The organism is Wolbachia endosymbiont (group A) of Andrena hattorfiana (assembly GCF_947179565.1).
Classification (GTDB): Bacteria; Pseudomonadota; Alphaproteobacteria; order Rickettsiales; family Anaplasmataceae; genus Wolbachia.
The window spans coordinates 175,005-201,024 of the sequence record NZ_CAMXBT010000003.1; the positions used below are offsets into that span (position 1 = coordinate 175,005).

The window sequence follows — 26,020 nt, forward strand, 5'->3', positions numbered from 1 at the left end:
ATTTTACCTTTATGCAATAAACTTGAAAGGCATACAAAGTGGCTATATTGGTAGGAGTAAATCTCCTTTTTGGCTCCTCTATGCTGCAGCGATTTTAACTAATATCCCCGGGCGATGGCACATCGGCAAAGGGTTGGATTGGGTATGAAGGTCAGTCCCTCTATCAAATCTTCTTGGCTCTTGTTTTGCATATAACGGTTGTCCTAGTGTATTTACCGTCTCATTAAATTCCGCCGGGGCAAAGTAAGTAGTAAATGTGTTTGCTGTTCCTAGTGGAAAACAGTGTCCCGTGTCTTTTTCTATAAACCTTCTCACATTTCCTTCAGGGTCAGTTGCTTGCCCTCTGTACTCCTCAAATGTTATTCCACAGAATGTAAATCCTGACCTCATGTCGTTCCGGAGTTCTGCTCCTTCTTGCCATCTCTCATATGCTTCTTTTACCTTGGTATGAGAAGTTAGTGCATCAAAAAACTCAGGACTTACCAGCGCATGAATCCCCGTCATATATTCACCACTTAAGTTATCTTCAACATGGCGCAATACTTCCAGACACTTACGCTTGACATCGGTGGTTGCTGTTCCCAGTGCAAAATTTACTACTTTTGGTGTAATTTCAAATTCGTTGTAAAGATTTCATAACTCTGACCCATCTGCGTCTAAAATTATTCCTTTGAGCGCCCCCATCCGTAAGTGTTCTAACGCTATTGCATGTTTGTTTCTCATCAACTTCAGGTGATCTGTTACTACACTCGCCAACGCTTTCAGTTCATTCTCTGACCCAAATGCTCTTATTCCTTGCACTTCCTCAGGTAACACTACATCATCATGGGGAATATGTGGTATCGCAAATGTTCTTATTTTTCGTTTTCCACGTTTTCCCACTGTTGCTGGTGCTCCCGGAACTTGCGTTGGTAATAAACTCAATACTCCGTTTTGCTCTTCTATCGTAATATGTCGAAATCTTACCGATCTACTTGGAAATAAATTTAAATTTTCGACGCGACCATAATTTATCGGCAATATGTTTATTGCTTTAGTTAATTCCGTCATACTAAATGCTGGATTTGTAAATGGATTTTGCATGTTTTTTCCCCTTTATGCTGTGTGTTTTAAGATGTTTGGTAGCTCTGCTCTTCACTTAGGCAGTTGGCGTTTAAACTCCCTTGCGGATGATGATTCCTCGTGCTTCAAGTTGCTTTATTGCTGCAGCTTTTTGCTCTTCTGTTATATTTGTTAACTGTAGCCTTTTATCCTCTCTTAGTTCTTTTGATAATATTTGCTGTTCTGTTTTTTGCTCTGCAGCTTGCATAAAACACCTTATCTTGACAATTAATGCCATTTATATTGAACAATTACATAATGTGCAAACATTTTTTTACATAATTTAATTTGTAGAAAGTTTTGCCTCAAATGCTTTTTAATTGACTCTCTTCTACAGGATAGTCATAATATATTATTTAGTCACAAGATTTAAGAGGGGGAACACTATGGGTCTGCTATATGAAATATTAGAAACGTTAAATAATGATCAAAACTTAGACTCAACTAATATAGTTGAAAAGATAAAACAAGAGTTTGAAAGGAGAATGGATGAGCTGTACTCACAATGGGATACTTGCAAACACAAATATAAGCTATGCGAAAAAGAATATAAATCATGGCAAGAAAGTGGGTTTTCATTAGATTACCCACTGCGTATAGCTGCTCGAAATGGTTATATGAATATTCTCAAAGCTATGATAGAAGCTGGTACAAATATTAGTGGTGATATCAAGTATACTCCTCTGCATGAAGCTGTTGAAGATGGCTACATAGAAATGGTACAGTTTTTATTGGAAAATGGAGCAAATGTCAATGCAAAAACTGAAGTGAGTGAAGAAACCCCTTTATACCTTGCTGTTAAAAAAGGCAATGTAGAAATGATAGAGCTACTTATAGAAAAAGGAGCAAATGTTAATGCAGGTAATAAAGATGAGAATACTCCTCTACATTACGCAGGAAACATAAATATAGTGAGGTTACTAGTAGCAAACGGAGCAAATGTTAATGCAAAAAGTAAAAGTGACCCTCCTTATTCTATGGGATCTACTCCTTTACATTATGCTGCCAGTGCAGGTGATAAAGATATAGCAGAATTTCTGATAGATAATGGTGCAGATGTCAATGCCCAAAACGCACAAGGAGATACCCCTCTACATAAAGCTGCTTCACTATTTCGAGTGGACACAATTAAGTTTCTGGCAGCAAAAGGAGCAAAAATCGATATAATAGATAATCTTGGACAGACTCCATTACATGTAGCTGCACATTTAGGTTCAGAGAAAACAATATTAGCCTTAGTAGAACTTGGAGCAGACCCTTGGATAGAGGATAACAATGGTGCAACTCCAATAGACCATTATGTGTATGAAAGGCAAGCTTGGCAAAGCCGTGTTGATTGGGGTTTCACACAAGACCGTCCTCGTGAAACTGGGTACTTAATGAAGTTAAAACAAGCATACAATAAAGATCTATTTGTTCGTTATTCAACACTGTTACTGGGTGCTGTAGCAGCAATAACACTTTTCACAACTGGCAACATTACACCAGATGCAACACGTATAATAGGTGCAGCGGCTATAGTTACAGTAGCAGCACTTGCAGCTGGTCGTATCACATATGAAGCGGTTTAAACCCAGTACTAAAATGGCAAGAGTAGAACATGAGCGTTTTGTAGCAGCACAGCAATCACCACAGTAGTCTATTTCTAAATAAAAAAACTGTTTGCATTATATCTCATATTGTGGTAAGCCTAGCGTTAAGTGGTTCATATGAGGTAAAAATGAAAAACATTATCATCGCAGGCTCTGGTCCTGTTGGTTCATTCATGGCAGTGCTCTGTGCACTGGGATGACATCCTCCTAGTAGAGATCGCTTTTGTAATTGCAACATTCGTGCAATCTTTAGCTATAAATATTTAAGAAATTTACCAAACGAAAAAAAAGGCAAAAGAAGTCCCATGGTGGTTGGCTATTCACTATGTACTTAAATATCGGCGTTTTTTTTATTCTAAAACGCTTGATTAAGAGCGATTTAGCTGCTTTTAACTTGCAACTAACCTACATCGCAAGTGTTTAAGAAATTTACCAAGCAGAAAAAAAGGCAAAGAAACCCCAGGGTAGCTAGTATTCAAATTCTCCCTTGTCAATTTGACGTTTTTTGCTGTCTTAAACGCTTTATAAGCGCGTTTCGGCTTGTATAGGCAGAAACCTAAAAGTTTTATAAAGACATGAGGTACACATAGTGCAAAAAATTAAGCATGATTTACGCCAAATACATTAAGTTTTTTTGTCATTAATCCACTGCAGAGATTGCGAAGATAAATAAATAGCTTCAGTATTATGATAAGTGGGCTGGCGGAGTTTGTCAAGTAAGTTTTTCGTTTCTATGTTGTCAGCTACTTGCATGACACCTCTGGGCACTGCCGTCATAAAGGAACCAGTGTTAGCTACTTGGATGACAACCATTGTATTTGAGGCAAAATTGACTATCACTTCTTTTTATAGAGCTTGCTCCAAATTCTATTGTTAGTTAATACAAAAAACACTGTTAAAATTATAAAATACGCCACTACTTTTAATCCAAGTTTATGCCGGCGCTCTAATTCTGGCTCTGCTGCCCATTGTAAAAAATTTATCACATCATACGCCATATTTTCAACTGTGGCTTTTCTTGCACCATCATATTCCACCATTCCTTCAGAAAGTGGTGGCGCCATAGCTAACCTGCCTGTTGAAAAGTAAGGGTTGAAGTATAAATCATTTTCATCGTGCTCGCCGTTTTGATAGCCTGTTAACAGTGAATAGACATAATTTGCACCATCATGCCTTGCTTTAATAATTAACGATAAGTCTGGTGGAACTGCACCATTATTGCTTGCTGCAGCTGCTTCTTTTGTATCAAAAGGTGCAATAAAATAATCCGAAGGTACTCCAGGTCTATCGAACATTTCACCCAAATCATTCGGACCATCTTTAACTTGATAAGAAGCTGTAATCTGTTTTATATCTTCTTCAGAAAAACCAACATCTTGCAAATTACGAAATGCTATCCTATTCATTGAATGACAAGCAGCACAGACTTCTTTATACACTTTATAGCCTCGTTGAATTGACTCTCTATCGAAAGATCCAGTAATTCCATCAAATTTCCAGTCCATTTTTTTTATTTGGTGATGGCTTGAATTCTTCTGCATACACAAAATTAGCAAGAAACAATATGCAGAGTATAGCTAATATATTTCTCATCAGCATTACTTCATCTCCGGCACAGAATCACTTAAGGTTTTTGGTGGTTCTTTTGGCTTTTCATATTTACTAAGAAGCGGTAAAATTATCACAAAGTATGCAAAATAATAAAGAGTGGATAGCCTACTCATAGTGATGTAAGGCTCTTTCACCTCTTGTCCTCCAAGCCAGGCAAGAAGTGCAAAATTTATTGCGAAAACCCAAAAAAATTTCTTGAATACCGGGCGATAAGCACCACTTTTAACTTTTGATTTATCAAGCCAAGGTAACAAAAACCAAACTAAAATAGACGCAAACATGGTAAGCACACCAGTAAGTTTATCTGGAATTGAACGTAGCATTGCATAAAAAGGTAAAAAGTACCACTCTGGCACTATATGTACCGGAGTGACCATAGAATCAGCTTCTATATAATTGTCTGGATGTCCAAGATAATTAGGAGCATAGAAAACAAATGCAAACAAAACTACAAAAAACAGACCAAAAGTTATGCAATCCTTGACTATATAATAAGGATAGAGAGGAATGGTATCCTTATCTGATCTTACCTCCACTCCACTTGGGTTACCAGAGCCAAACCTATGCAGAGCTATCACATGAAGCATAGCTAAAGCAATAATAACAAAAGGCAGAAGATAATGCAGAGCGAAAAAACGGTTAAGTGTTGGGTTATCCACTGAAAAACCACCCCATAACCATATAACTATTTTATTGCCAACTAAAGGTATAGCAGAAAATAAATTGGTTATAACTGTTGCACCCCAGAAACTCATTTGTCCCCAAGGCAATACATATCCCATAAAGGCAGTTGCCATCATTGCAAAAAATATAAATATACCAACAAACCACACCATCTCTCGTGGCCTCTTGTAAGATCCGTAATATAACCCACGCATTATATGAACATAGACTACCATAAAGAAGAGCGATGCTCCAACAGCGTGAGTGTAGCGTATTAACCACCCGTAATTCACATCTCGCATTATGCGCTCTACACTATTAAACGCATAATCAACATGTGGAGTGTAGTGCATAGCAAGAAATATACCTGTTATTATTTGTAAAATTAGCGCTACACCAGCTAAAGAGCCAAAGTTCCAAGCATAATTTAAGTTTTTTGGCACTTGGTAAGAAGCAGTGTGTTTCAAAAAAGAAAATATAGGCAATCTATATTCTATCCACCCTAATATGCCTTTTTCTTCTTCTATCGTTGTTTTTTTTTTTCTGCATAACTTAAAGCTTTCTCTACCTTTAACTCGTTTTATTGTAACAACTTATCCTTTACACACAAATAAAAAGTTTAAAGCGATATTAATTACTACCTCTTCAGCAACCTATCACGTGCCGCATTTAATTTTTGTGCAAAATACTCTGAGCCTCCTTTATCTGGGTGAACTAATTTCATTAAATTTTGATATGCTTTATTAATTTCATTTTGACTTGCCTCAGGATTCAGCCCCAGTATCTTTAATGCTTCATCTTTGGACATGTTATCACCAGTGTAATTTTCAGTATAACTTCTACTGCTATTAAATTCGTTCAAAAACTTACTCAATATAGAGTTCATCATGAAACTTATGTTATTTTTTTTTGTCAGGAAAAGAAAAAATACAACAACGCTAGGCAAGACAAATGTAATTACTATGAATACTAAAAAAAGAAAAAAGATGAATGACATGTATATTTTTTTATCATTTTATGATTAAATAGTAACAATTATAATTGTCATGGTAAATAACATGTTCATCCAGATTGAAGAAACACCAAATCCAAACACACTGAAATTTCTCCCTGGATTTGCAATTCTAAACGAAGGAGAAACGGCTGATTTTTCAAATGCAGATGAAATAAAAAACTCCAAGTTAGCAGCAAATCTTTTTCAAATAGAACATGTGGTAAGAGTGTTTTTTGGTCATGATTTTATTTCAGTAACAAAATTGTGTGGAATTAATTGGGATACATTAAAAGTAGAAATTTTAACTACAATCATGGATCACTTTACTTCAGGTGGAAAAGCACTAGATAAAGAAGGAGTAAATGATAATAATATACCAGATGAAGAATTTTTTGATAAAAATGATATAGAAATTGTAAATAGAATAAAAGAATTGATGGAAAGTTATATCAAACCTGCAGTTGCTCAAGATGGTGGCGATATCAAATTTCGTGGTTATAAAGACGGGATAGTTTATGTTGAGTTACAAGGAGCTTGCTCTGGATGCCCAAGTGCTGCAATTACTTTAAAGCAAGGAGTGCAGAATATGCTGAGCTACCACATACCAGAGGTTGCAGGTATAGAGACCACACTATGACTAATCAAACGGTTAGAGGAACAAAAGATCTCCTGTTTGATGAATGGTACAAGTCTAAACACATAGAGCAAACAGCAAGCAGAATCTCAAGTCTATATGGCTTTTTGCCTGCTCAAACTCCGATATTTGAATATACGGAAGTTTTCACAAAGACTTTAGGTGATAGCTCAGACATCATCACTAAAGAGATGTACACCTTTAATGATAAAGGGGGAAAGAGCATAACTTTACGTCCTGAGTTCACTGCAGCGGTTGTTAGGCTATTAATTGAAAAAAAACTGCAAACGCCGATAAAATTATTTTCAACAGGGCCTGCATTTCGTTACGAAAGACCGCAAAAGGGAAGACAGAGGCAATTTCATCAGATAAATTTTGAGGTTTTTGGTGTAGAAGATTCAAAAGCCGATGTTGAATTGATATCACTCGCTCAGCACTTACTAACTGAATTTAGCATCAATAAAAATGTAAAGCTGGAAATCAACTCTTTAGGTGATGGTGAAACAATAACTAAGTATAGAGAAGCTTTGATCTTATACTTTACAAAGTATCAAAATGATCTATCAGAAGATAGCAAAAATAGGTTGATCAAAAATCCACTCAGAATACTGGATTCTAAGGATGAGAAAGATAAATCAATAATTTCTGATGCGCCTAAAATCAGTGATCACTATACAAAAGAATCTTCATATTTCTTTGACCAGGTGTTAAATGGACTGCAAGCTCTTGGCATACCTTACACTGTAAATAGCAAATTAGTTCGAGGTCTAGACTATTATTGTCACACAGTATTTGAATTTATCACAGAAGATTTAGGTGCACAAGGGGCAGTTTTTGCCGGTGGAAGATACGATAATCTAGTATCTTCAGTAGGTGGAAAACATACTCCAGCGATAGGATTTGCAGGAGGTATTGAACGCATAATGGAGTTAATCAATTATTCTCCGGAAGAAGAGCGACCTATTTACCTAATTCCGATCGGCAGAGAGGCTGATGAACATGCTCTAACACTTGCGAATGAATTGCGCAGAAATGGTTTACATGTAGTCTACGAATATAGCGGAGCACTTAAAAACCGAATGAAAAAAGCAAATCAAGCAAATGCTAAAGCTGCTTTAATCTTTGGCGATGAAGAATTGAGTAGTAAAACTTTAAAGATTAAAAACATGGATACAGGTGAAGAAAAAATAATTGCTCGCGATAACACAATAGAAAACATCAATTAGGAGCAATGCAAATGTTTTTCTTAGTCAGCTATAGAAGAAAATTCGTCTGCACAAGAATTTTTCATAGCATTCAATGTATCATAATCTGTAAAATCTAATTTTACTGGTGTAATAGTAATAAATCCTCCTTTTATTTTATTTACACTACCACTGCCTGAGTGCTCTCGAGACCAATTTAAGCTAAAAAAGCCATTCGAATTTTCAGTAAAAGTTAAATCCCCATCAATGTTATATTCACCTTGTTCAGCAAATTCTACTCCTTTTACTTTTTCCGTAGCAGGAAAATTTACACTCATCACTATGTTTTTAGGCCAACCAACCTTAACTAGCTTGGCAATAACCTTTGGTGCAAAAACCTTTGTATTGTGCCAGTCTATTTTATCATGATAAACTTGGCTCAGCGCAATAGAAGGTATAGACCTTGCAGCACCTTCCATTACAGCACCAATTGTTCCTGAATAACAAATATCGTCCCCGACATTTGATCCAATATTTACTCCGGACAATATTAAGTCTGGTTTTTTATTCATAACTTTATTTAGCGCAATAATGACACAATCTGCAGGAGTACCAGACACACTAAATTCCCTTTCACTATGTTGGTTTATTCCAATAGATTGTTTCACTGGATAATCAAGAGATCTTGCAGCCCCGCTTCTATCAGTATCTGGTGCCACTATCCATATTTCTGACGCAAAATTCCGTGCAATCTCTTTGAGTAATTTTATTCCTTCACTTCCAAAGCCATCATCGTTTGTTATCAATATTATCATATACAATACTCAGCTATACAGTTCCAAATTATGTAAATCACTGACTGTAAATAAACTCATAAGGCTTTAGGTTTCTTTGCATAACTACAAACTGTAACAAAGAACCTGCTGTAAATCAATAAGAAAAGATTAGGAGTGAAAACAGGTTGGAAAGTATATAGCTAAAGGTTTACTGACAATCGTCTTATTCCACTACCTGCTGACTTACTTTCTGCTTAGCATATCCATCAAATCAGATTCTTTGAGTTTACTATGGTCAACTTTACTGAACTTATTTACCACAGAGCTCATTTGATTATACTGCTTAATCAGAAGATTAACTTCAGTTACACTTGTTCCGGACCCCTTAGAAATTCTAAGTCTTCTTTTGCCATTTAAAATATCTGGATTTTGCCTTTCTTTTTCAGTCATTGAGTTTATGATAGCTATATATTTTTTCACTTTATTGTCATCTGGCACACTGCTACTTAGCTTTTTTGTGAATGAACTAGGAATGAATTTCATTATGTTGCTAATACCATCCATTTTATTGAGAGTTTTTAACATTCCCACTAGGTCGTTTAGGTCGAATTTACCCTTTTTTACTTTCTTTTGTAACTTATCAATTTCTTCCTGACCAACAATCTCAGCAGCTTTTTCAACCAATGAGACAACATCACCCATGCTAAGTATCCTTTTTGCAATTCTATCGGGGTAAAAATCATCGAGGTCACTTAATTTTTCACCACAAGCAATAAATTTAATTGGACAATCGGCGATCATTTTCATAGAAAGAGCAGCACCACCACGTGCATCACCATCAACACGGGTAAGAATAATGCCGGTTACACCTATTGCCTCATTGAATGATTTGGCAATGTTGACCGCATCCTGGCCTATCATTGCGTCGGCTACTAAAATAACTTCTGCAGGTGAAGCTATTTCCTTTATGGCTTTCAACTCATTCATCATATTATTATCAATATGAAGCCTGCCTGCGGTATCTAGTATTAATACATCACAATTATCGTTCTTTGCTGTTGCCAGTGCCCTTTTTGTAATTGCAATAGGCCCCTCATTTATTACTATAGATAAAGTTTGTACGTCTATTTGTTTACCCAGCACCTCAAGTTGTTTCTGGGCAGCCGGCCTATAAATGTCTAAAGAGGCAAGCATCACTTTTTTCTTTTGCTTTTTTAGCTTTAAAGCAAGCTTTCCTGAGGTAGTTGTTTTACCTGCACCTTGTAAGCCCACCATCATAATCACAGCAGGGGGTTTAACTGCTAGATTTAAGTCACTTTTCTCTGATCCGAGAACTGCAACTAAATTATCCTGCACAATTTTAATTATCATTTGTGCTGGAGAAACACTTTTTATGACTTTTTCCCCAATCACTTTATCTTTAATGTCATTGATGAATTTTTTCGCAACTTCAAGTGAAACGTCAGCTTCAATTAAAGCTATACGTATTTCACGTATGGCAAGATTAAAATCATCTTCAGAAATGATTGACTTTCCTCTCAGTTTACTAAATACAGAATTTAAACTTTCAGTTAACGATTTAAACATAATAGCGTTAGTAGAATACTCATTAAAAAGAGAGAAGAAGCTGAAACAAAACTCACTGAGTTATAATCCAGCACTTCTTTTAGTTTAGTAATATTATTAAAGTATAAACCAGCAAGTGAATTAGTCAAGTTTTGCACTATGCTGGCAAACATTTCTCTAGTTTTAGAGACTAACTGATTGAACAGCAAGACAATATAGGGTATGAAAGCTCTAAAAGTCCACTCAACATCCATTTTAAAATTTATTCTCGGGTAAAATAACTTGCGTAAAGGAATAAACAATAAAGTGGTACATAATAACAAATTAAATTGCGACAAAATATTTTTTGTGTTGTACACAAAATCGAAAATCGAAGATTTATTGTAAATAGGTAAGTAAGGATTGCCAGTGATTACGCATATAAATGCTAAAATGATCATAGTCATTTTGCCCCCCCTCTCTGCTAAAGGTTGTGACTTACTTTTTGCAATAAATAAGTAAGTCACAACCTTTAGCCCCACACTTAAATGAAGCAGCAAATTTAGAACCTTATATAAATTTTTATACCCTTTTAAGGCAACAGTGTTCATTTCAATTTCAGCTGTGATATATGATTTACTGATAAATCCAGCGGTTCCAGGAAATGCAGCCATTGTAAGTATTGCGATTATAGCACACATGCCTTCCACTGACATCAGTTTACCTACTCCATTAAAACTAATTGTTTTTGTTCGTGAAATAATCGAATTGCTGACCACAAACAATAATGATTGATAAACAAGAGAGAAGATTATATGCAGTATCAAAATTGGTATTGCCTTTTCCGAAGGGCTGAGTAAACCTCCTGCAATAATCAGCAAGCCCATTTGTCCTACAATATTATAGCATAAAAATCTACGAATATTTTGCTCAAGAGAAGCAAATATAATGCTGTAAATTGCAGTGATGGCGCCTACAAGCGCTAATATTTCAGTACAATCTTGCCATAGGTTATAAGTGTGTAAAAGCATCACTAAAAAAGAGACTTTAGTGGTAAATAAAGAGAGATATGTAGTGCCATGTAGCGATGCAGCAGGATATGCATCAACAACCCAAAACGAAAAAGGGAAACAAGCGCAGTTTATCAATAAACCTAAAATTATCAGGTTAGTACTTTGCAGTGCCAATCCTGCTGTTAATATAACTCCAACGAAAAAGTGTACACAAGCATACCTTATTGCAGGTCCACTATCTCTACAGCCAGCTGCGATAGTAAAAAATGCACTGACGGTCATTAATTCACAGAATATTATAACCAATATCATATGTTCAGATAAAACTGCATAAAGTGAACTAATAGTGTAAGCAGCAAAAGATAGCATCTCTGAAAAAGTCAAATTTTGTGCTGGTAGAACAGCTAAAAATGCAACTGATAAAAAAGATATTAGTATGATACGAAAAGATAAATCAAAATCCAGAATTGGGAGAGACCAATTTACTGCAATGCTCAAATTTTCAGGTAATTTTAGGACTATAACTATTAATACAGTCAGTAGAAGTAACAGTGACGATTTATAAAGTTGCACAATAATTTAAACCAATATGGTTTATGCTATCTCAATATATGAATAAAATCAATTTGCATATTAACCACTAATTAAACTAATTATCATATAATTATATCAGAGTTTAGAAGGTTATAGAGAAACCGGTCAGATTAGGTTTTTAATCTAATCTGACCGATAGCTTTAATAGTGAGGTAAGCTTTAATATAGCATTCTTAATTCACAATTCTACACTCGTGCATAATTTATTTTTAATTTGTGCACGAGCGTTAGTAAATTATTTACTTTTTGAAATAAAATTTGGCATCACTTTAATATCCAGACTTAGTAAACCTCAGTAGGGCTGCCAGTTGGACCCATAAGAATTACTTGTTCACCTTCTTTAAAACATTTACATAAATTAGTGGAACCGCCAGTTTCAAGCAAAATAGTGGAAATAATTCCTTTTTTTTTGTCTACTTCAGTGCCGGTTACGGCTATACCTTCCATAGCAAGGCTTGTATTATTGGTTTTTCTGCTATTGGTTTCAAAATTTTGCAACCTAAAGAATTGTCCAGGTTTAAAATTCTTTGCCGCAAGTGGTGCTTTGATCACTATTTCCACAACTTTGTCTGTTAAATATTGAACTTTTATAACCTTTGCAGTGAATTGCTCTTTGATTTTATTGAAAAATTCTTTATTAGCCAGGTGTTCTGATATTATTCCAGCGCGTGACGCTTTAGTGTACAAATGCTGCAATTTGTAGGTAATTCGCATAGCAGGTGGTGTCATGCAAGTAGCTGACACTGGAATCCAGTTCTGACTATACAACCATCTGGTGTACTCATTCAAAATTAAGTTTTCTGGATCCCAGTGTCTGGGCACTGGAATAACATCTTTTTTGGTGAAAGTTACTCTTACATTACAACATTCATACAATTGTGCATATGACTCCGAGATTCTAGCTGGAGTGGCAGAAATGAAGCTATTAACTCTATTCAAAAGCTGAGAAATGATAGGGTAACCATTCTTAGCGCTTGCCATAGCTTTCACGACGCTGCCGCTATACGAAGGATGAAGATCACCAAAAAAGCTAATTGTTTTATTGCCTTGCTTATATACTAATATTCTGTCTTTATTCTGCATCTTAGGAGAAAATATTGGATCTATTTCTTTTCCTGATGAATTCAAATGAGTAAAATACCCATTGCTTAATTTAAAATGCTTTTTATCTTCTGTTGCAATAACTGTATTTGGCTCAGTACCTGCTGCTATAAAAATAGAACGTGCTTTCATGCATTTGATTTCGCCGGATTTTGTGTCTATTAGTTTTATTGATTCAGCATGATTATATTTATCCGTCACAACTTCAACTGGCTCTAAGTTTTCAATAAAGTAAATCCCTTCTGACAGTGCATTTTGCACCTCTTCACCATTTAATCGATAACTTGGCGAATCTTTTAGCTCTTTTCTATATACAACTTTCACTCCCCCCAAACTCTGCATTAACTCTAATATTTTTATTTCTCTCCTCTCTTTTTTTGCTAACTTTTGCTTTTCTCGGATCAATTGTGCGTGCGATATAAACTCATTCGCAATTTCGCGCTCTTCCTCTGTCCAATCCTTTTCAACACAGTCCTTTCCATACTTATCAACTAATATCTCATAACGAAGAAGAAATTTTTCTGCTTGAATTGGATAATACGCTAAAGCTTCAGTGGCAGTGTCAATCGCAGTAAGCCCCGCACCTATGACAACTATCGGCATACGAACTTGCAGATTTGCTATAGAATCAAATTTAAGAGCGCCAGTCAGCTGTAACGACATAAGAAAGTCAGATGCCATACGCACTCCACGAGCTAGTATATTCTTTATTTTGATCATTCGTTGCTTGCCAGAGCCAAGTGCTAGTGCGATGTGATCAAAACCCAAGTTGAAAGCATCATCAACATTAATCGTGCCACCAAAACGAATGCCCCCATAAAGTGCGAAATTCTCACGTCTTTCCAGCAGTAATCTAATAATCTTTAAGTAATTTTTATCCCACCTAGAAGTAATGCCATATTCTGCCACTCCACCAAACCCACCTGCCGTGCGTTCACTCAATTTTTCGTGTTCAAAATCTTTAATTAGCTGGAAATTATCGATTAAAGGTTCAATCTTTAGTCCATCAATGGCGATAACGTTATGCCCATCATTCAACAAATGATGAGCTAAATTAAAACCAGCAGGACCAAGGCCTACAACTAGAACGTTTTTTCCGGTGTTTTCTCTTGGCAATGAACGCTGAAAATTTAAAGGATTCCAACGGCTGAGCAGAGAATATATTTCAAATCCGTACGGTAAACTAAGCACATCATCCAAAATCCTTGTTTCAATCATTGGCACATTCACGGGTTCTTGTTTCTGATATATGCACGAGTTCATGCAGTCATTGCATATTCTGTGCCCAGTAGCCGCACATAATGGGTTATCTATCATCACAATTGCAAGGCTTGCTGTGCTGTAACCTTCGCTTTTCACCAGATTCATTTCTGATATTTTCTGTTCTAGCGGACAGCCATGCAGCTCAACTTTTAGTGGGGACTGTTTAAAAGTATTGTCGTTATTAATTAGCCCCTTTGAGCAGCTGTCCTTATTTTGCTTATGACAGAATATGCAGTAGTGAGCGTTATCTAATGCTTTGTTCAAACTCACCTTTTTGCTTGTTAGATCAAAACCATATCGTCTTTTTACTTCATTTGAATACAGCACTTCAACTTTGTCCACTTCTTTTTTAGAAAATGGCATGAGGTTTTCGTGGTCGATTTTTTTATGAATACTAAATAATATACTCTGTTTATTTTTTACTCTCCATACTGCATATTGTGCCGCAAGTTCTATTTCTTCTTTGTGATTTTCTTTATCTTCAAACCAATGCATCACCTGCTCGGCAAAATTTTTTTCTGTTGTTGGCAAAGTGAGAAAATGACTTAGTTTGTTAGTAATATCTATATTCGCCACATTAATGTATTTCTTCAATGCGTAGCGTTGGACAAATAACCTTTTGCATTTATATATCACAGCAAAGTCATTGTGTTTTTTCTTTAGCTCTTCTATTTCTTTTTCAATGTTGAAAAGTTTTGCAATGAACTCGTCAAATAAATATGAGAGGTCTATTATTAACTGGCTATCACCAATCTGATTTTCCCTTGCTTCAATTAATGAACAAAACAAGCTTTCATCACATGATTTAATATAATTCAAAAATGTCTCATCCAATTTTATTAATCCACTGCGAGTATATAAACTTGAAAATGAGATATTAAGCTGCATTATACAGTATGCACACTGTCTTTTGTATATTACGTATTTTGTAGCATAGCTAAAATCGTTGCTTCTGCAACCTTTTCTTCACCAACACACGCAATACACTCAAATTTACATGCACTTAAACGTGCGTTTTTAACATTAGCTTGCAGAATCAGTGTGTCCCCTGGAGTGACTGGCTTTCTGAATTTTGCATTTTCAATAGACATAAAGTAAATAGCTTTGTTTTCTATTGTACCTTGACTTTCTTTACCAAGAACACATATAGCAGATGCTTGAGCTAGAGATTCAATTATCAAGACTCCTGGCATTATTGGATGACCAGGGAAATGACCAATAAAAAATGGCTCATTAAAAGTCACATTTTTGATTGCTTTTATACTTTTACCAGGATCACACTCTATAACCCTATCTACTAAGAGAAACGGATAAGAATGTGGTAGTATTTTTATAATATCACTGATATTAAATTGCATAAGCCTACTCAATGCCTTTTAAAGAAAATTCAGGTATTTCCTTGTTTATATTGTTTAATACCATATCCGATAAATCAACTTCATCCATAGAGTATAAAACTTGGTTCTTTTTTGAAATAAATAGTACTAAATCTATGTTGTTTTTTTCTGCCGTTTTTTTAGCAACTTCTTTTATCTTATTAAAAACACTCTCTACTGCATCTCTATAACTTTCTTCTAAATACAACATTTTTTTAGCGTAAGCATCTCTAGCATTTACAGTATGCTTATTAAACTGTTCTGTCTTTTCCTTTTTTGCTTCTTCTGACAAAAGTTCAAATTCTTCTTTTGATGGCTTAAATTTTTCTAACTCACTTTCAAATTCTTGTTGTAATCTAGAATTCTGCTCTTTTATTTGTTGTTGTATGTTTCGCAGAGCAAGAGATTCATTGATAACTTTATCACTATCAATAATGGCAGCCTTTGTGTTCTGAGGTTGATATCCTGCAAACTTATACCCCACAAATAAGGAAATAATTAAGGCAATAACCGATATAAATAACTGTATATATTTCATTCAAATCCCCGCTTCAATAGAAAATTTAACATTTGGTGATGGTATTATATCATAAGATTCCCTTACTAAAGGAAACCCAAAATCTAATCTAAGTCTACCAAAAGGAGAAGGCATTGAAAAGCCAAAACCTGGTGACACTCTTATAAGCTTACTATCATTATATGGATCTTTATATTTCTCATTTTTATCATCTAAGCCAAAAAGTGTTGCATAGTCAACAAATAATGAGCCTTTGATACCAGCATAGTCATATAGTTTTGGTAGTGGGAAATCTACTTGCTGTGTTAAATTAAAATAAGTTTTGCCTCCCAATGAGCTTTTATTTTTGTCTTCTGCTCTTGGTCCAATGCCGGAAAGGTCAAACCCTCTAATCTCATTACCCCCTTTAAAAAAGTGCTGGCCAATGTTTAGATCTTCATCGGTATAAGAAAAAATATGACCTGCTGCCATCTTAAAGCGTAGTATTATGCTATCGTCAATTTTACTTAATATAGGATGCGTGTAAAAAGACAAGAACTCAGATTTTAGGAAGTTTACATTTCCTCCCAATCCTGAAATATCCTGACTTATACGCAATAAATATCCTTCTTTTGGAGCATAAAGATTATCCAGTTTATTATATGCCAATGTGTATCCTACTGATGAAATCTGATGTTCACCTCCTTGCCCCTTTATTATATCAGAGATGTCATTGTCTTTTCTACCCTTATTATCCATGTGTATACGGTTATACTTGTAAGAGTAGCGAATGGAATTAGTTAAGCTTTCTATAACTTTGTATGATAATTTTGTTGAAAATCCCATGTCACAACTGTCGAAGCTAGTGTGTGGTTTATCTTGTTTTTCATAAAATACGCCCACACCTAGTGATGTATCAGAATCGTTGAAATTATTCTCAACAACCTCTACATTAGTAGAAAGTGAATATTTATTTTTTTCAAGAGCAAAAGAGAGCTCTTTACCACTGCCAAATAAATTACGATCTGTGAAATCAGTTTTTACAAATGCTCCGCCAGGAAAGGACATACCTCCTGCTAAAGATAATGAGGCAGTTCTTTTTTCTTTAACATTTAAGTCAAGATTTACTGCATTGTCATTAACTGCGTAACTATTTACTTTCACTATTTCAAAAAAATCACTACTCATTAGTTTTTTTACGTGATTTTTGAATCTCAGATATATTGTATGCATCACCTTCTGCTACACTTAGCTTACTTCTGATCACCTTATCTAAAGTGCGATCGTTACCATCAATTGTAATTTGATTTATATAAATCTTTTTACCCGGCAGCACTCTGTAGGTCACATCTACAACATTGTCACGTTGTGCATACTCTGGATTAACTTTTGCAAATATATATCCTTTCTCATTTAAATACTTGTTTATTTTTTCTACTGTATTATTAATTTTAACTCTATTAAATATCTTATCGTTTTCCTCTGTTATAAAGTCCAATATTTCTTCTTTTAGGCTTAAATCCTGAATTTCAGTTTCAATATTAACCTCATTATTTCCAAACAAATATTGCTGTCCTTCGTCAATCAAAAAAGTCAATTCTATCTGATTGTTATTATTAACCTCAACAATCGGTTGAATATTATTTTGAATATATCCCTTAGACGAATAAAAACGATCGAGCAATTCTGTGTTAATCAATAAATATTGTGGTGAATAACGAGTTCCGCCCTTAAACATGGCTCTAAATAACTTACTAAATATGTCATTACTATGCACTTTAATAGCTTGCTCTAGCTCGTTTTCAGAAAAGTTTTTGTTACCTATAAATCTTATATCCTTAATTTTAGAGGTTTTACCTTCTTTTATTTTAAAAATTAGATTGACCCTATTACTATCAAGCTTATTCAGCTCATATGCAACGTTAACACCAACCTTACCATTATTTCTATAAGTAGTGATTAAATCCATTAAATCGTTTTGCAATTTTGTTTCAGTGAAAACAGTTAGCGATTTTGATTGAATTACATTATTTAGCAGCTCTTTGCTGTTAAATAATTTATTACCCTTTAATATTATCTTGTTAATTAGTGGATTTTCTTGAATTTTTACTACTAAATTTTTTTTATCATCGATATAAGCGTTAACACTAGCAAACAACTTTGTTTTATATAAACCTTTTATAATCGAATCTATATCATCGTCGTCTACATAGCTACCAGGTTCTAACTTTATATAAAACCCTATTGTTTGATTGCTTACTCGCTCATTGCCAATGCATTTGATATCTTTTATCTGTACTTTTTCCTTATTTTCTAAAGCAACAAGTAGAGCGGGAAAGGAGATAAAAATTACTATTAGTATGTAAAATAGCTTTTTCATATTTATTTTAAAAAAGACTCCTAATATCATTCAAAATTGCAATTGCCATCAGCAAGAACAAAATAAAAGCACCAAAGGTAGCCTCATATTTTTGATATTTCAAACTTAAATCTCTACATATAACTGCTTCTATAATATAACGAAATAAATGCCCACCATCCAGTAGCGGAATTGGTAGCAAGTTAATCGCAGCTAAATTAGCTGAAATAATTGCCATGAGATACACAACCATAATAAATCCTTTTTTGGCTGATTGCCCTGAATATTTTGCAATTTTTATTGGTCCACCTATTTCACTTGCACTTCTCTTACCAACGATAATTTGAAAGATAGCTTTGATCGTTAAGCACATAGTGTGGTAAGTTTCACTTACTGATAAGCTCACAGCCCCAAGAAAAGATGACTGCTTTAATGTATTGACTGAAATAATCCCTATAGTTTCTCTTTCTATTATGTTGCCAAAAACATCTCTACTCTCAATTGTCAATGGAGTCAGGCTAGTTCTACGCTCCTCATTATTTCTGCTATATTTAATTTCCATTCTCGTCTTGGGGTTCGACATTATCACACGTGAAATATCTTCAAAGTATTTTATTTTATGTTCATTGATTTGTGTAATAGTGTCACCTGGTAATAGGCCAGCTTGTTTGGCTGCACTTCCTTCAATTACATCCCTAATCACCGGTGGAGTGCGGTAATAACCTGCCGTGCTAAAAAATATTGTAAAAGCTATAACAGCAAGTATCATATTTGCAAAAGGTCCTGCAAAAACCACTGCTGCTTTTTTATACCGTGGTTTTGTATGAAATGAATACAACTTTTCTTCTTCAGTTAATTCTTTTTGATCATCTGGGACACTCGCTGCATTAGTATCCCCTAACATTTTAACATAACCACCCAATGGAACAGCGCTTATTTTCCATCTAGCTCCAGACTTATCGTTAAAACCAAAAATTTCAGGACCAAAACCTATAGAAAAAGATTCAACTTTAACTTTGCATGCTTTGGCAACAACATAATGCCCATACTCATGCACAAACACTATAACAGAAATGATTAAGGCAAATGACAAAAAACAATATATTCCATTGCCAAACTGATGAATGAAATTCAAAATTAACTCCACCTGTGTATTTAGATCTTAAACAAATGTTAAGTATATTAAAACGCGCCTCGCTTGACAAGTATTTAGTTTAACTTTTAAATTAAAAAAAGTTTAATTGTAATGACAGATACCTCACTACTCAGAAGAAAATTGATGTATAGAAGCTGGCATAGGGGTTGCAAAGAAACCGATATACTTTTAGGGCATTTCGCATTGAAATATCTTGATAAATTTTCCTTGAGCGAACTAATCGAATACGAAAAAATAGTTGATCTTGATGATTACGAATTATATTGTTACATAACTCGTAAGACAAACCTCCCTCCTGGCTTAAATAGTCAGATAGTCAATTTAATTGCTTGCTTTATTGAAGCTAATCCTTTATGCACTCAAGATTAGTGATAATCTTATTTACCTTATCTAGTACCTCAATATATTCTATTCTTTTCTCGTTTCTATACTTTTCGCGCTCTTGATTTGCTTCATCCAACCGCTTTGTTAATTCTAAAATTTTATCCTCAAGAATTAGCGCTGCAAGTAAGAAATTTAATGCATCCGAACCCTTACCTCCAGTTTTTTGGGATACAGAACCAACTAGCTTGTCAAAACTATTAGCAAGACGTAATAAATGGCTCTTCTTCCCACTTTCGCAAGATATTTTGTATGTGTTATTACGTATAACTATTTCTACTACTTGCATATGGTGCTAAAAATTTCTATCGTACAGTATAAACTCAAACCCCTACTTTCATCTTATTTATGGTATAAATTTTTATTCATTTATCAAATCAGATAATTTTTTACTGCTACGAAAATATGTTTTAAAGTATTGATTCTTTGTAAACTTCTGTAACATTAAATGGCTTGTTTCTTTCAAGTTATAACTTCTAACTGAAAAAGAACCAAACCCCCTAATTTCAACTCTATTATGATGCTTCAATGTGCTTGAAAGTATCCCAAAAAATCTATCAACTATAGCTGCTATAACAATCTTATCTAAAAAAGGATGTCTTTTTGCTACCCTCGCTATTATATCAGACTTTGTTGCCATTTATATGAAGCCAAAATAAGTAAACCTTATCACTTAGCAGATAATACTACGTTATATTCTTCAACACCCAATACTTCAACTTCTATTTTTTCTGATATAGAGAACTTTTTATTTTCCGGTAAATGCTCTTGATCTATTAGAAGGGTTACATCGTTCTCAACTTCAACGACTAGTCCATTATCTTCTCTCTTACCTACAATAACCTGTATTTTATCGCCTACCTTAACTTTCTTTATCAGTTCTTCAAGAGGATCATACTCTATTTGTTTTATTCCAAGATAAATTCTTACCCGATTCACGTTAGCCCTTATTACTTTTGCTTCTATTTTATCACCTACATTATACTTCTTTATCTCATCTGAGCTATTTTTAGACCAACTTAAATCTTTCACATATATTGCCCCTTCTATGTTCTCATCTATTTCAGAATCATTGAAAGCAACAGATACATATGAGCCGGTATTATTCTTCACTTCGCCAGAAATAATAGAACCAGGAGGATATTTATTGATAAATACTTGCCAAGGGTTGTCTACACACCTTTTCATGCTTAAACTCATCCTACTCTTAGCAATGTCAATACTGAGAATTTTTACATATACTTCTTGTCCCCTTGTTACGAGACTACTAACTGGTAAATTACTCTTAACCCAAGTTATTTCTGACGAGTGCACTAAACCTTCAATTCCAGGTCTAAGCTCAACAAACAATCCATAATCTTCTATGCTTGTTACATAACCCTTATGCACACTATCAACTGGATATTTTGACTCTGCATCTTGCCAAGGGCTATCTTCTAGCTGCTTCACACCCAAGGAAATTTTAGCATTTTCCTTATCTATTTTTATAATTTTAACTTTTATAGTCTGGCCACAAGCAAAAACTGCAGATGGATGACTCACTCTACTCCAAGAGATATCTGTAATATGTAGCAATCCATCTATAACTCCCACTACATCTGATTCATGAATACCGACAAATACACCGTAATGAGTGATGCTTTTTATTTTTCCTTCTATTATATCGCCTTCATTTAAAGATTCTAAAAATTTAATTTTTTCACCAGCGTGCAATTTTTCTAACACCAGCTTTCTTGATACTACAATATTACCTTGCTTCTTATCCATTTTAAGCACGATGAACTTTTGTTCAGTTTCAATAAGGTGCTTCGCGTCTTTTACTTGCTTCAAATCCACATGACTCAGCGGTAAAAAAGCGCTTATTCCGTCACCAAGATCAACAATAAAACCACATTTAATTGAGCGTTTAATAACTCCGCTTACTTCAGCTCTTGTAACTGTATCTTCTTCCAACTTATTCCATTTCTCGTCTCTAATTGCTTTTTCACGGCTAAGAACAACATTACCACGATAATCTTCAATTCTTTCCACATAAACTCTAATTTTCGAGCCAATAATGATCTCATCATTACAACCGAGTTCCTTGATCAGAATTCTCCCGTCAGACTTTAAACCAATATCAACCACAACGTCGTTAGGGTTTATTCTTGTAATTACACCTTCTACCACATCTCCTTCTTTAATTTTGTTAACAAAAGAATCTTCAAACAAGGCATTATCTTGATCCTCAAATTGGCCTTGACATATCTCTTCTATAAACTTGTTTGATGATAGCTTTCTGATAGTAACCGGTAGATTTACAACTGGATCATTATTCATGCAATGTGACCTTTAATTTAAACTTTATTAGAACTCATATATTATATAATATTAATAATTATTGACAAGTAATTTTTCGTTAATTCATTTCGAGAATTGTTTAAGCTATATAAAATATAGTGAGAAAATTATATATGTATCAAGAATATGGTATTTAAGAATAGCAAGTGGATTAGATCGTTCTCCAGAAGGTCCAGGTTAAAACCGGATGTTGATGAAATATTGGAAAAATATTCTATTCAAAACAGCAAGGAATCTATAGAGAAGATTGTAAATTCACGAAAAAGAATATGGGTAGAAATAGGCTTTGGCAACGGTGAAAATATGCTTTACCAGGTGCTCAATGAACCTGATCTATTATTTATAGGATGTGAGCCCTACTTAAAGGGGGTTTCTCGCTTGCTAACAAACATAGAAATACAAAACATAAAAAACATTTTAATATGGACAGAAGATGCGAGAGAATTGATTGCAAATTTTCCTGACAACAGTGTTGAAAGATTCTTTATCCTCTTTCCAGATCCATGGCCAAAAAGAAGTCACAATAAAAGACGATTAATTAATACGGAATTTTTAAATTTATTAGCAAAAAAAATACTTATAACAGGGGAAATATTCATTGCAACCGATCATCAGGACTATGCAGAGTGGATAGCATCACATATAAAGCAGTGTAACTCTTTAATCTATAGGGAAGACGATTTCACAAGTTATACTCTTACAAAATACCACAAAAGAGCGCTCAAAGATCAGCGTAAAGTAAGGTTCTTTAAAGTAAGTGTTATTAATAATTTGCAGACTATGGATCAATAGAGTTTTTGCATATCTCTTTTACGTTAACTATAGATTAAAAATAATAAAAAAAGAGGGAGAAATAGAGTAAATTCCTTTAACTACTTCTCCTTATGAAGAAATAGCAAATTTTTTAAGTTTCTCTTTAACCAACGGGCTCCCATGAGGAGAGGAGAGTAAAGATCTTTTTTTATAGATATCTTAACACTTTTTTCTTCTTTTGTAGTTGGCGGACGAGTAAGAAAGTGAACCTTTGGTGCACCACTAATTATTGCCATTGGTGTTTGCTCTGCCCCTTCTCCCATAACTAAAACAGCAGATGTTGCCAGTGCATCAAGAAGATTGACTTGTGTTACTTGCAGTGATTGATTATAAAGATCTGGCTTGCCTATATAGGAATAAAGTGGTTCAAATCCACACCAACCAAGAGCAACGCCCGTAACCCCACGACGCATAGGTGTTACATTACTATCTGTAATCAAAATGCCAAGATGTTTTATGCAGTGTTTTGTCTTGAGATAGTTCCATATTGATAGAGCTGTTTTCTGAACATCCTTTGGGTATAAAATATACATTTCATTACCATTTGATTCATCAATGCCAGCAGATGGAATTAAGATATTATCTTTAATCGTTAAACAGATACTATGAGGATTGTGGTCCACATCAACAATTGCATCAGCTTCTCTTTTGATTAGCTCTTCTTTAGAACAAGCAGTTTTGCAAACTGCTTGTTTTTGACAAACGGAAATGATTTTTGATGTGATAGCAAGAACAACTTCCTCTCTTAGCAACTCTGAAACATAGCAATCAAGAACCTGCTCTAATACTTCTCCACATTCAATGCGGTGGGTATAAATTGCTTCAATATGCATATTAACGTGTTAGCTTGCATATAGTATAGTCTTTTGTTTTGGTAAGAATAGTTTTATTCCATCTATCAAGAAGTGTTAAGTTGAAATATACATCACCTTTATAAAGTCTGTGAATTTCTGTTATGATAAACTCTGAAATTAGATCATACTCCAAAAAAAGGTGCGCTATTTGTGCTCCACCAATCATGAAGATTTGAGGGTAACTCCAATTACCTTGGATTGACAAGAACTCTTGCATAGAAGAAACAATAGTGCATTCTATGCCTTTATTAAAACAAGGACTTAATTTGTTACGAGAAAAAACAATAGGCTTTAATATGTTTTGTGGTATTGTTTCAAATGTTTTTCTTCCCATCACAATAACTTGTTTGTCAGTGACTTGACGAAAATGATCTAACTCACTTGGATAATGCCAGGGCAATCCATTATTTATTCCAATCACCCCCTTGGGATCAACAGCCATAATTCCGATAATCTTCATTCCTGTAAAGCAGCTTGAGCTACAAAAAATCGCATGTGATCACGCACATTATGCACTCGAAGGAAATCAACCTTGTTGTGCAATGCAGATGATAAAGCAATTGTTTCTAAATCTCGGTTAAAGACAGGTTCTGTAGAAAAAGAAGAAATAAATGACTTTCTAGAATGACCAACCAGAACTTTGCAGCTAAAACTTTGCAATGCTTCTATATTGCGTAAAAGCCAGATATTCTGATATAGAGATTTTCCAAAACCAATACCAGGATCAATAATTATCGAGCTTTGATCAAAACCTAGGGTAAGTAACCTGCTAAGGCTCTTCTCTGCCCAATTATTTATGATATCAATTGGGTCAGTGTCGTCTGGAATAATGTTGTCTTTATGTGGTGGTATTGAAAGTGAATGCATAATAACGATGCTGCAACCATTACTAGCAATTGCTTTTAAGGTATTATTATCTAGAGCTTCCTTCTGATCGTTTACCCAGGTAATTTTGTAGTGTTTTAAAACATTCAAAATAACATCTGGCCAGAAACTATCAATGCTAACTTTAATATCGCCAGCTTTCATATAATCGCTAAGATTATCAAGTACTGGCTTTAGACGTGCATACTCTTCCTCTGGGATCTGCATTAAAGATCCAGGTCTTGTTGATTGAGCACCAAGTTCAACTATGCTTGCACCATCTAATAACAGCCGCAGTGCCTGCTTGGTTGCTTGATCTGAATCATAATAAAGACCACCATCTGAAAATGAATCAGGAGTAATATTGACAATACCTACAAGCTCTGGTGAAAGCGTAAAACTCCTTAAAAAGCAATCCTTAATGTTAGGAATATCATAAGCAACAGTACCGAACGTCTTGTTGATTATTGGAGTATTATCCATGGGGCTCAGCATTGCCATTAAGTGAAGCAAAAATGGTCTGTTTATCAATTCTGGGTGAGGAATTCTAAGGTAGGGTGTATCGAGCGTTAGATCATCCCATAACAAAATATCCAAATCAATAACGCGAGGTGCCCACTTTTTATAGACCTGCGGACGGCCAATATCACACTCAATTTGTTTTAGACCTTTTAATAGCTCTTCGGGAGAAGAAGAACAACTTCCATAGACAATCATGTTGAGAAATGGCTTATCCCACTCAGGTGGAGCACCGTTTGGTAAAATGGCCTTAGTTTCTAGAATGATCGAAGACTTTAAATCTTTAAAATAGCGTTCCTTTAGTAACTGAGCAGCCCTTTGTAAATGGGAAAAGCGATTTCCTATATTTGAGCCAATAGAAATATAGATCATTAGTTACCTTCCTGTTCTTGTAATGTATTACAATAAGTAAAGAGAACACCTCCATGCACACCGGGAACGGGTGGTGCAACTTTGTGAGCAGTCACTCTTATGGAAGAAATAATATGTTTTTTTTGCACCAAAAGATTATTAATGGCTCTGTATATATCATGAGTTAAGTGCTCGATTAAATTGAATTGCTTGCTTTGAACGAGAGATTGAATACTCTGAACTACCTCCAAGTAACATATAGTATCCTCAAGCCGGTCAGTTGTAAGTCCTAAAGGGGGGGATTTAAAGGTAAAATCAATATTAACACTAACTAATTGAGAATGAAACTTCTCTTCTGCACTACATCCTAAATGAACCCAAAGCCGCAGGTCAGATATAAGAAGATTACATTGCATTTTAATATCACTGAGTTTAATCTA

Annotated in this window: 22 protein-coding genes and 4 pseudogenes; 5 read left to right on the forward strand and 21 right to left on the reverse strand. The window is 34.7% G+C overall.

Annotation, left to right across the window (positions count from 1 at the left end; genetic code table 11):
• Positions 1 to 78: 78 nt before the first annotated feature.
• Together OM966_RS05795 and OM966_RS05800 are read right to left on the reverse strand one after the other, a co-directional pair.
• Positions 79 to 1,083 (reverse strand): annotated as a pseudogene (locus tag OM966_RS05795) (major capsid protein).
• A 70-nt stretch (positions 1,084 to 1,153) separates the two neighbouring features.
• Positions 1,154 to 1,231, reverse strand: a pseudogene (locus OM966_RS05800) (head decoration protein); the annotation flags it as partial.
• A 256-nt stretch (positions 1,232 to 1,487) separates the two neighbouring features.
• Between OM966_RS05800 and OM966_RS05805 the strand changes: the two are divergent.
• Positions 1,488 to 2,672, forward strand: a complete 1,185-nt coding sequence (locus tag OM966_RS05805; protein WP_264329182.1) for an ankyrin repeat domain-containing protein — start codon at positions 1,488 to 1,490, stop codon at positions 2,670 to 2,672.
• A gap of 103 nt (positions 2,673 to 2,775) precedes the next feature.
• Here OM966_RS05805 and OM966_RS05810 read toward each other — a convergent pair whose 3' ends face one another.
• From OM966_RS05810 to OM966_RS05825, 4 genes and pseudogenes are all read right to left on the reverse strand, one after another.
• Positions 2,776 to 2,931, reverse strand: a complete 156-nt coding sequence (locus OM966_RS05810) for a hypothetical protein (protein WP_264329183.1) — start codon at positions 2,929 to 2,931, stop codon at positions 2,776 to 2,778.
• 598 nt (positions 2,932 to 3,529) lie between these two features.
• Positions 3,530 to 4,292 (reverse strand): annotated as a pseudogene (locus tag OM966_RS05815) (cytochrome c1).
• Positions 4,292 to 5,494, reverse strand: a complete 1,203-nt coding sequence (locus OM966_RS05820; protein ID WP_264329392.1) for a cytochrome b — start codon at positions 5,492 to 5,494, stop codon at positions 4,292 to 4,294. Before OM966_RS05820 ends, OM966_RS05815 begins: the two are co-directional and overlap by 1 nt.
• A 110-nt stretch (positions 5,495 to 5,604) precedes the next feature.
• A complete protein-coding gene (locus OM966_RS05825; protein ID WP_264329184.1) occupies positions 5,605 to 5,856 on the reverse strand; it encodes a DnaJ domain-containing protein in 252 nt (83 codons plus the stop codon).
• A 169-nt stretch (positions 5,857 to 6,025) separates the two neighbouring features.
• On the opposite strand from OM966_RS05825, the gene OM966_RS05830 reads away from it, so the two are divergent.
• Positions 6,026 to 6,598 carry a NifU family protein gene (locus tag OM966_RS05830; RefSeq protein ID WP_264329185.1) on the forward strand — a complete coding sequence of 191 codons (573 nt, stop codon included), beginning with the start codon at positions 6,026 to 6,028 and terminating at the stop codon, positions 6,596 to 6,598.
• The gene (hisS, locus tag OM966_RS05835) at positions 6,595 to 7,821 is read left to right on the forward strand and encodes a histidine--tRNA ligase (protein ID WP_264329186.1); all 1,227 of its coding nucleotides are present in this window, start codon (positions 6,595 to 6,597) and stop codon (positions 7,819 to 7,821) included. The genes OM966_RS05830 and hisS overlap by 4 nt, the downstream gene beginning before the upstream one ends.
• 20 nt (positions 7,822 to 7,841) lie before the next feature.
• On the opposite strand, the gene surE is transcribed toward hisS, so the two are convergent.
• The 8 genes and pseudogenes from surE to rseP form a co-directional block, all read right to left on the reverse strand.
• Positions 7,842 to 8,594, reverse strand: a complete 753-nt coding sequence (gene surE / locus OM966_RS05840) for a 5'/3'-nucleotidase SurE (RefSeq protein WP_264329187.1) — start codon at positions 8,592 to 8,594, stop codon at positions 7,842 to 7,844.
• A 204-nt stretch (positions 8,595 to 8,798) separates the two neighbouring features.
• A complete protein-coding gene (gene ffh, locus OM966_RS05845) occupies positions 8,799 to 10,142 on the reverse strand; it encodes a signal recognition particle protein (RefSeq protein WP_264329188.1) in 1,344 nt (447 codons plus the stop codon).
• Entirely contained in the window at positions 10,127 to 11,686 is a 1,560-nt protein-coding gene (locus OM966_RS05850) for a proton-conducting transporter transmembrane domain-containing protein (protein WP_264329189.1), read from the reverse strand. The genes ffh and OM966_RS05850 overlap by 16 nt, the downstream gene beginning before the upstream one ends.
• Before the next feature lie 303 nt (positions 11,687 to 11,989).
• Positions 11,990 to 14,959, reverse strand: a complete 2,970-nt coding sequence (locus tag OM966_RS05855; RefSeq protein ID WP_264329190.1) for a WPE palindromic element domain-containing protein — start codon at positions 14,957 to 14,959, stop codon at positions 11,990 to 11,992.
• 29 nt (positions 14,960 to 14,988) lie between these two features.
• On the reverse strand, positions 14,989 to 15,429 hold the full coding sequence (gene fabZ, locus OM966_RS05860; protein ID WP_253309601.1) for a 3-hydroxyacyl-ACP dehydratase FabZ: 441 nt from the start codon (positions 15,427 to 15,429) through the stop codon (positions 14,989 to 14,991).
• Positions 15,430 to 15,433: 4 nt separating this feature from the next.
• Positions 15,434 to 15,985 carry an OmpH/Skp family outer membrane protein gene (locus OM966_RS05865; protein ID WP_264329191.1) on the reverse strand — a complete coding sequence of 184 codons (552 nt, stop codon included), beginning with the start codon at positions 15,983 to 15,985 and terminating at the stop codon, positions 15,434 to 15,436.
• Positions 15,986 to 18,323: pseudogene (gene bamA / locus OM966_RS07265) on the reverse strand (outer membrane protein assembly factor BamA).
• 7 nt (positions 18,324 to 18,330) lie between these two features.
• On the reverse strand, positions 18,331 to 19,449 hold the full coding sequence (rseP, locus tag OM966_RS05880) for an RIP metalloprotease RseP (protein WP_264329194.1): 1,119 nt from the start codon (positions 19,447 to 19,449) through the stop codon (positions 18,331 to 18,333).
• 99 nt (positions 19,450 to 19,548) lie between these two features.
• On the opposite strand from rseP, the gene OM966_RS05885 reads away from it, so the two are divergent.
• On the forward strand, positions 19,549 to 19,827 hold the full coding sequence (locus OM966_RS05885) for an FAD assembly factor SdhE (protein WP_182158663.1): 279 nt from the start codon (positions 19,549 to 19,551) through the stop codon (positions 19,825 to 19,827).
• Here OM966_RS05885 and OM966_RS05890 read toward each other — a convergent pair.
• From OM966_RS05890 to OM966_RS05900, 3 genes are all read right to left on the reverse strand, one after another.
• A complete protein-coding gene (locus OM966_RS05890; protein WP_182183710.1) occupies positions 19,802 to 20,128 on the reverse strand; it encodes a cell division protein ZapA in 327 nt (108 codons plus the stop codon). The genes OM966_RS05885 and OM966_RS05890 overlap by 26 nt on opposite strands.
• A gap of 72 nt (positions 20,129 to 20,200) precedes the next feature.
• Positions 20,201 to 20,479: an HU family DNA-binding protein gene (locus OM966_RS05895; protein WP_010963035.1), complete on the reverse strand. Its 279-nt coding sequence runs from the start codon at positions 20,477 to 20,479 to the stop codon at positions 20,201 to 20,203.
• A 29-nt stretch (positions 20,480 to 20,508) separates the two neighbouring features.
• Positions 20,509 to 22,158 (reverse strand): 30S ribosomal protein S1, encoded by a 1,650-nt coding sequence (locus OM966_RS05900; protein ID WP_264329195.1) that lies wholly within the window; start codon positions 22,156 to 22,158, stop codon positions 20,509 to 20,511.
• Positions 22,159 to 22,305: 147 nt separating this feature from the next.
• On the opposite strand from OM966_RS05900, the gene trmB reads away from it, so the two are divergent.
• Positions 22,306 to 22,971: a tRNA (guanosine(46)-N7)-methyltransferase TrmB gene (trmB, locus tag OM966_RS05905; RefSeq protein WP_264329196.1), complete on the forward strand. Its 666-nt coding sequence runs from the start codon at positions 22,306 to 22,308 to the stop codon at positions 22,969 to 22,971.
• A gap of 80 nt (positions 22,972 to 23,051) precedes the next feature.
• On the opposite strand, the gene OM966_RS05910 is transcribed toward trmB, so the two are convergent.
• From OM966_RS05910 to OM966_RS05925, 4 genes are read right to left on the reverse strand one after another with little or no spacing between them, the layout of a single operon-like run.
• Entirely contained in the window at positions 23,052 to 23,825 is a 774-nt protein-coding gene (locus OM966_RS05910) for a putative folate metabolism gamma-glutamate ligase (RefSeq protein ID WP_264329197.1), read from the reverse strand.
• Position 23,826: 1 nt separating this feature from the next.
• Positions 23,827 to 24,306, reverse strand: coding sequence for a dihydrofolate reductase (locus OM966_RS05915; RefSeq protein WP_264329198.1), 480 nt, complete (start codon positions 24,304 to 24,306; stop codon positions 23,827 to 23,829).
• Entirely contained in the window at positions 24,303 to 25,601 is a 1,299-nt protein-coding gene (gene folP / locus OM966_RS05920) for a dihydropteroate synthase (RefSeq protein ID WP_264329199.1), read from the reverse strand. The genes OM966_RS05915 and folP overlap by 4 nt, the downstream gene beginning before the upstream one ends.
• Positions 25,601 to 25,996 carry a dihydroneopterin aldolase gene (locus OM966_RS05925; RefSeq protein WP_264329200.1) on the reverse strand — a complete coding sequence of 132 codons (396 nt, stop codon included), beginning with the start codon at positions 25,994 to 25,996 and terminating at the stop codon, positions 25,601 to 25,603. The genes folP and OM966_RS05925 overlap by 1 nt, the downstream gene beginning before the upstream one ends.
• Positions 25,997 to 26,020 lie beyond the last annotated feature (24 nt).

What these genes read in the sequence shown, in the direction of transcription:
- fabZ (WP_253309601.1), bottom strand. Translation starts at nt 15,429, where the DNA reads ATGCAATTTAATATCAGTGATATTATAAAAATACTACCACATTCTTAT.
- OM966_RS05900 (WP_264329195.1), bottom strand. Translation starts at nt 22,158, where the DNA reads ATGAATAATGATCCAGTTGTAAATCTACCGGTTACTATCAGAAAGCTA.
- OM966_RS05890 (WP_182183710.1), bottom strand. Translation starts at nt 20,128, where the DNA reads ATGCAAGTAGTAGAAATAGTTATACGTAATAACACATACAAAATATCT.
- OM966_RS05910 (WP_264329197.1), bottom strand. Translation starts at nt 23,825, where the DNA reads ATGCATATTGAAGCAATTTATACCCACCGCATTGAATGTGGAGAAGTA.
- OM966_RS05825 (WP_264329184.1), bottom strand. Translation starts at nt 5,856, where the DNA reads ATGATGAACTCTATATTGAGTAAGTTTTTGAACGAATTTAATAGCAGT.
- OM966_RS05830 (WP_264329185.1), top strand. Translation starts at nt 6,026, where the DNA reads ATGTTCATCCAGATTGAAGAAACACCAAATCCAAACACACTGAAATTT.
- OM966_RS05805 (WP_264329182.1), top strand. Translation starts at nt 1,488, where the DNA reads ATGGGTCTGCTATATGAAATATTAGAAACGTTAAATAATGATCAAAAC.
- trmB (WP_264329196.1), top strand. Translation starts at nt 22,306, where the DNA reads ATGGTATTTAAGAATAGCAAGTGGATTAGATCGTTCTCCAGAAGGTCC.
- hisS (WP_264329186.1), top strand. Translation starts at nt 6,595, where the DNA reads ATGACTAATCAAACGGTTAGAGGAACAAAAGATCTCCTGTTTGATGAA.
- OM966_RS05865 (WP_264329191.1), bottom strand. Translation starts at nt 15,985, where the DNA reads ATGAAATATATACAGTTATTTATATCGGTTATTGCCTTAATTATTTCC.
- OM966_RS05855 (WP_264329190.1), bottom strand. Translation starts at nt 14,959, where the DNA reads ATGCAGCTTAATATCTCATTTTCAAGTTTATATACTCGCAGTGGATTA.
- surE (WP_264329187.1), bottom strand. Translation starts at nt 8,594, where the DNA reads ATGATAATATTGATAACAAACGATGATGGCTTTGGAAGTGAAGGAATA.
- OM966_RS05915 (WP_264329198.1), bottom strand. Translation starts at nt 24,306, where the DNA reads ATGAAGATTATCGGAATTATGGCTGTTGATCCCAAGGGGGTGATTGGA.
- ffh (WP_264329188.1), bottom strand. Translation starts at nt 10,142, where the DNA reads ATGTTTAAATCGTTAACTGAAAGTTTAAATTCTGTATTTAGTAAACTG.
- folP (WP_264329199.1), bottom strand. Translation starts at nt 25,601, where the DNA reads ATGATCTATATTTCTATTGGCTCAAATATAGGAAATCGCTTTTCCCAT.
- OM966_RS05810 (WP_264329183.1), bottom strand. Translation starts at nt 2,931, where the DNA reads ATGTTGCAATTACAAAAGCGATCTCTACTAGGAGGATGTCATCCCAGT.
- OM966_RS05885 (WP_182158663.1), top strand. Translation starts at nt 19,549, where the DNA reads ATGACAGATACCTCACTACTCAGAAGAAAATTGATGTATAGAAGCTGG.
- OM966_RS05925 (WP_264329200.1), bottom strand. Translation starts at nt 25,996, where the DNA reads ATGCAATGTAATCTTCTTATATCTGACCTGCGGCTTTGGGTTCATTTA.
- OM966_RS05895 (WP_010963035.1), bottom strand. Translation starts at nt 20,479, where the DNA reads ATGGCAACAAAGTCTGATATAATAGCGAGGGTAGCAAAAAGACATCCT.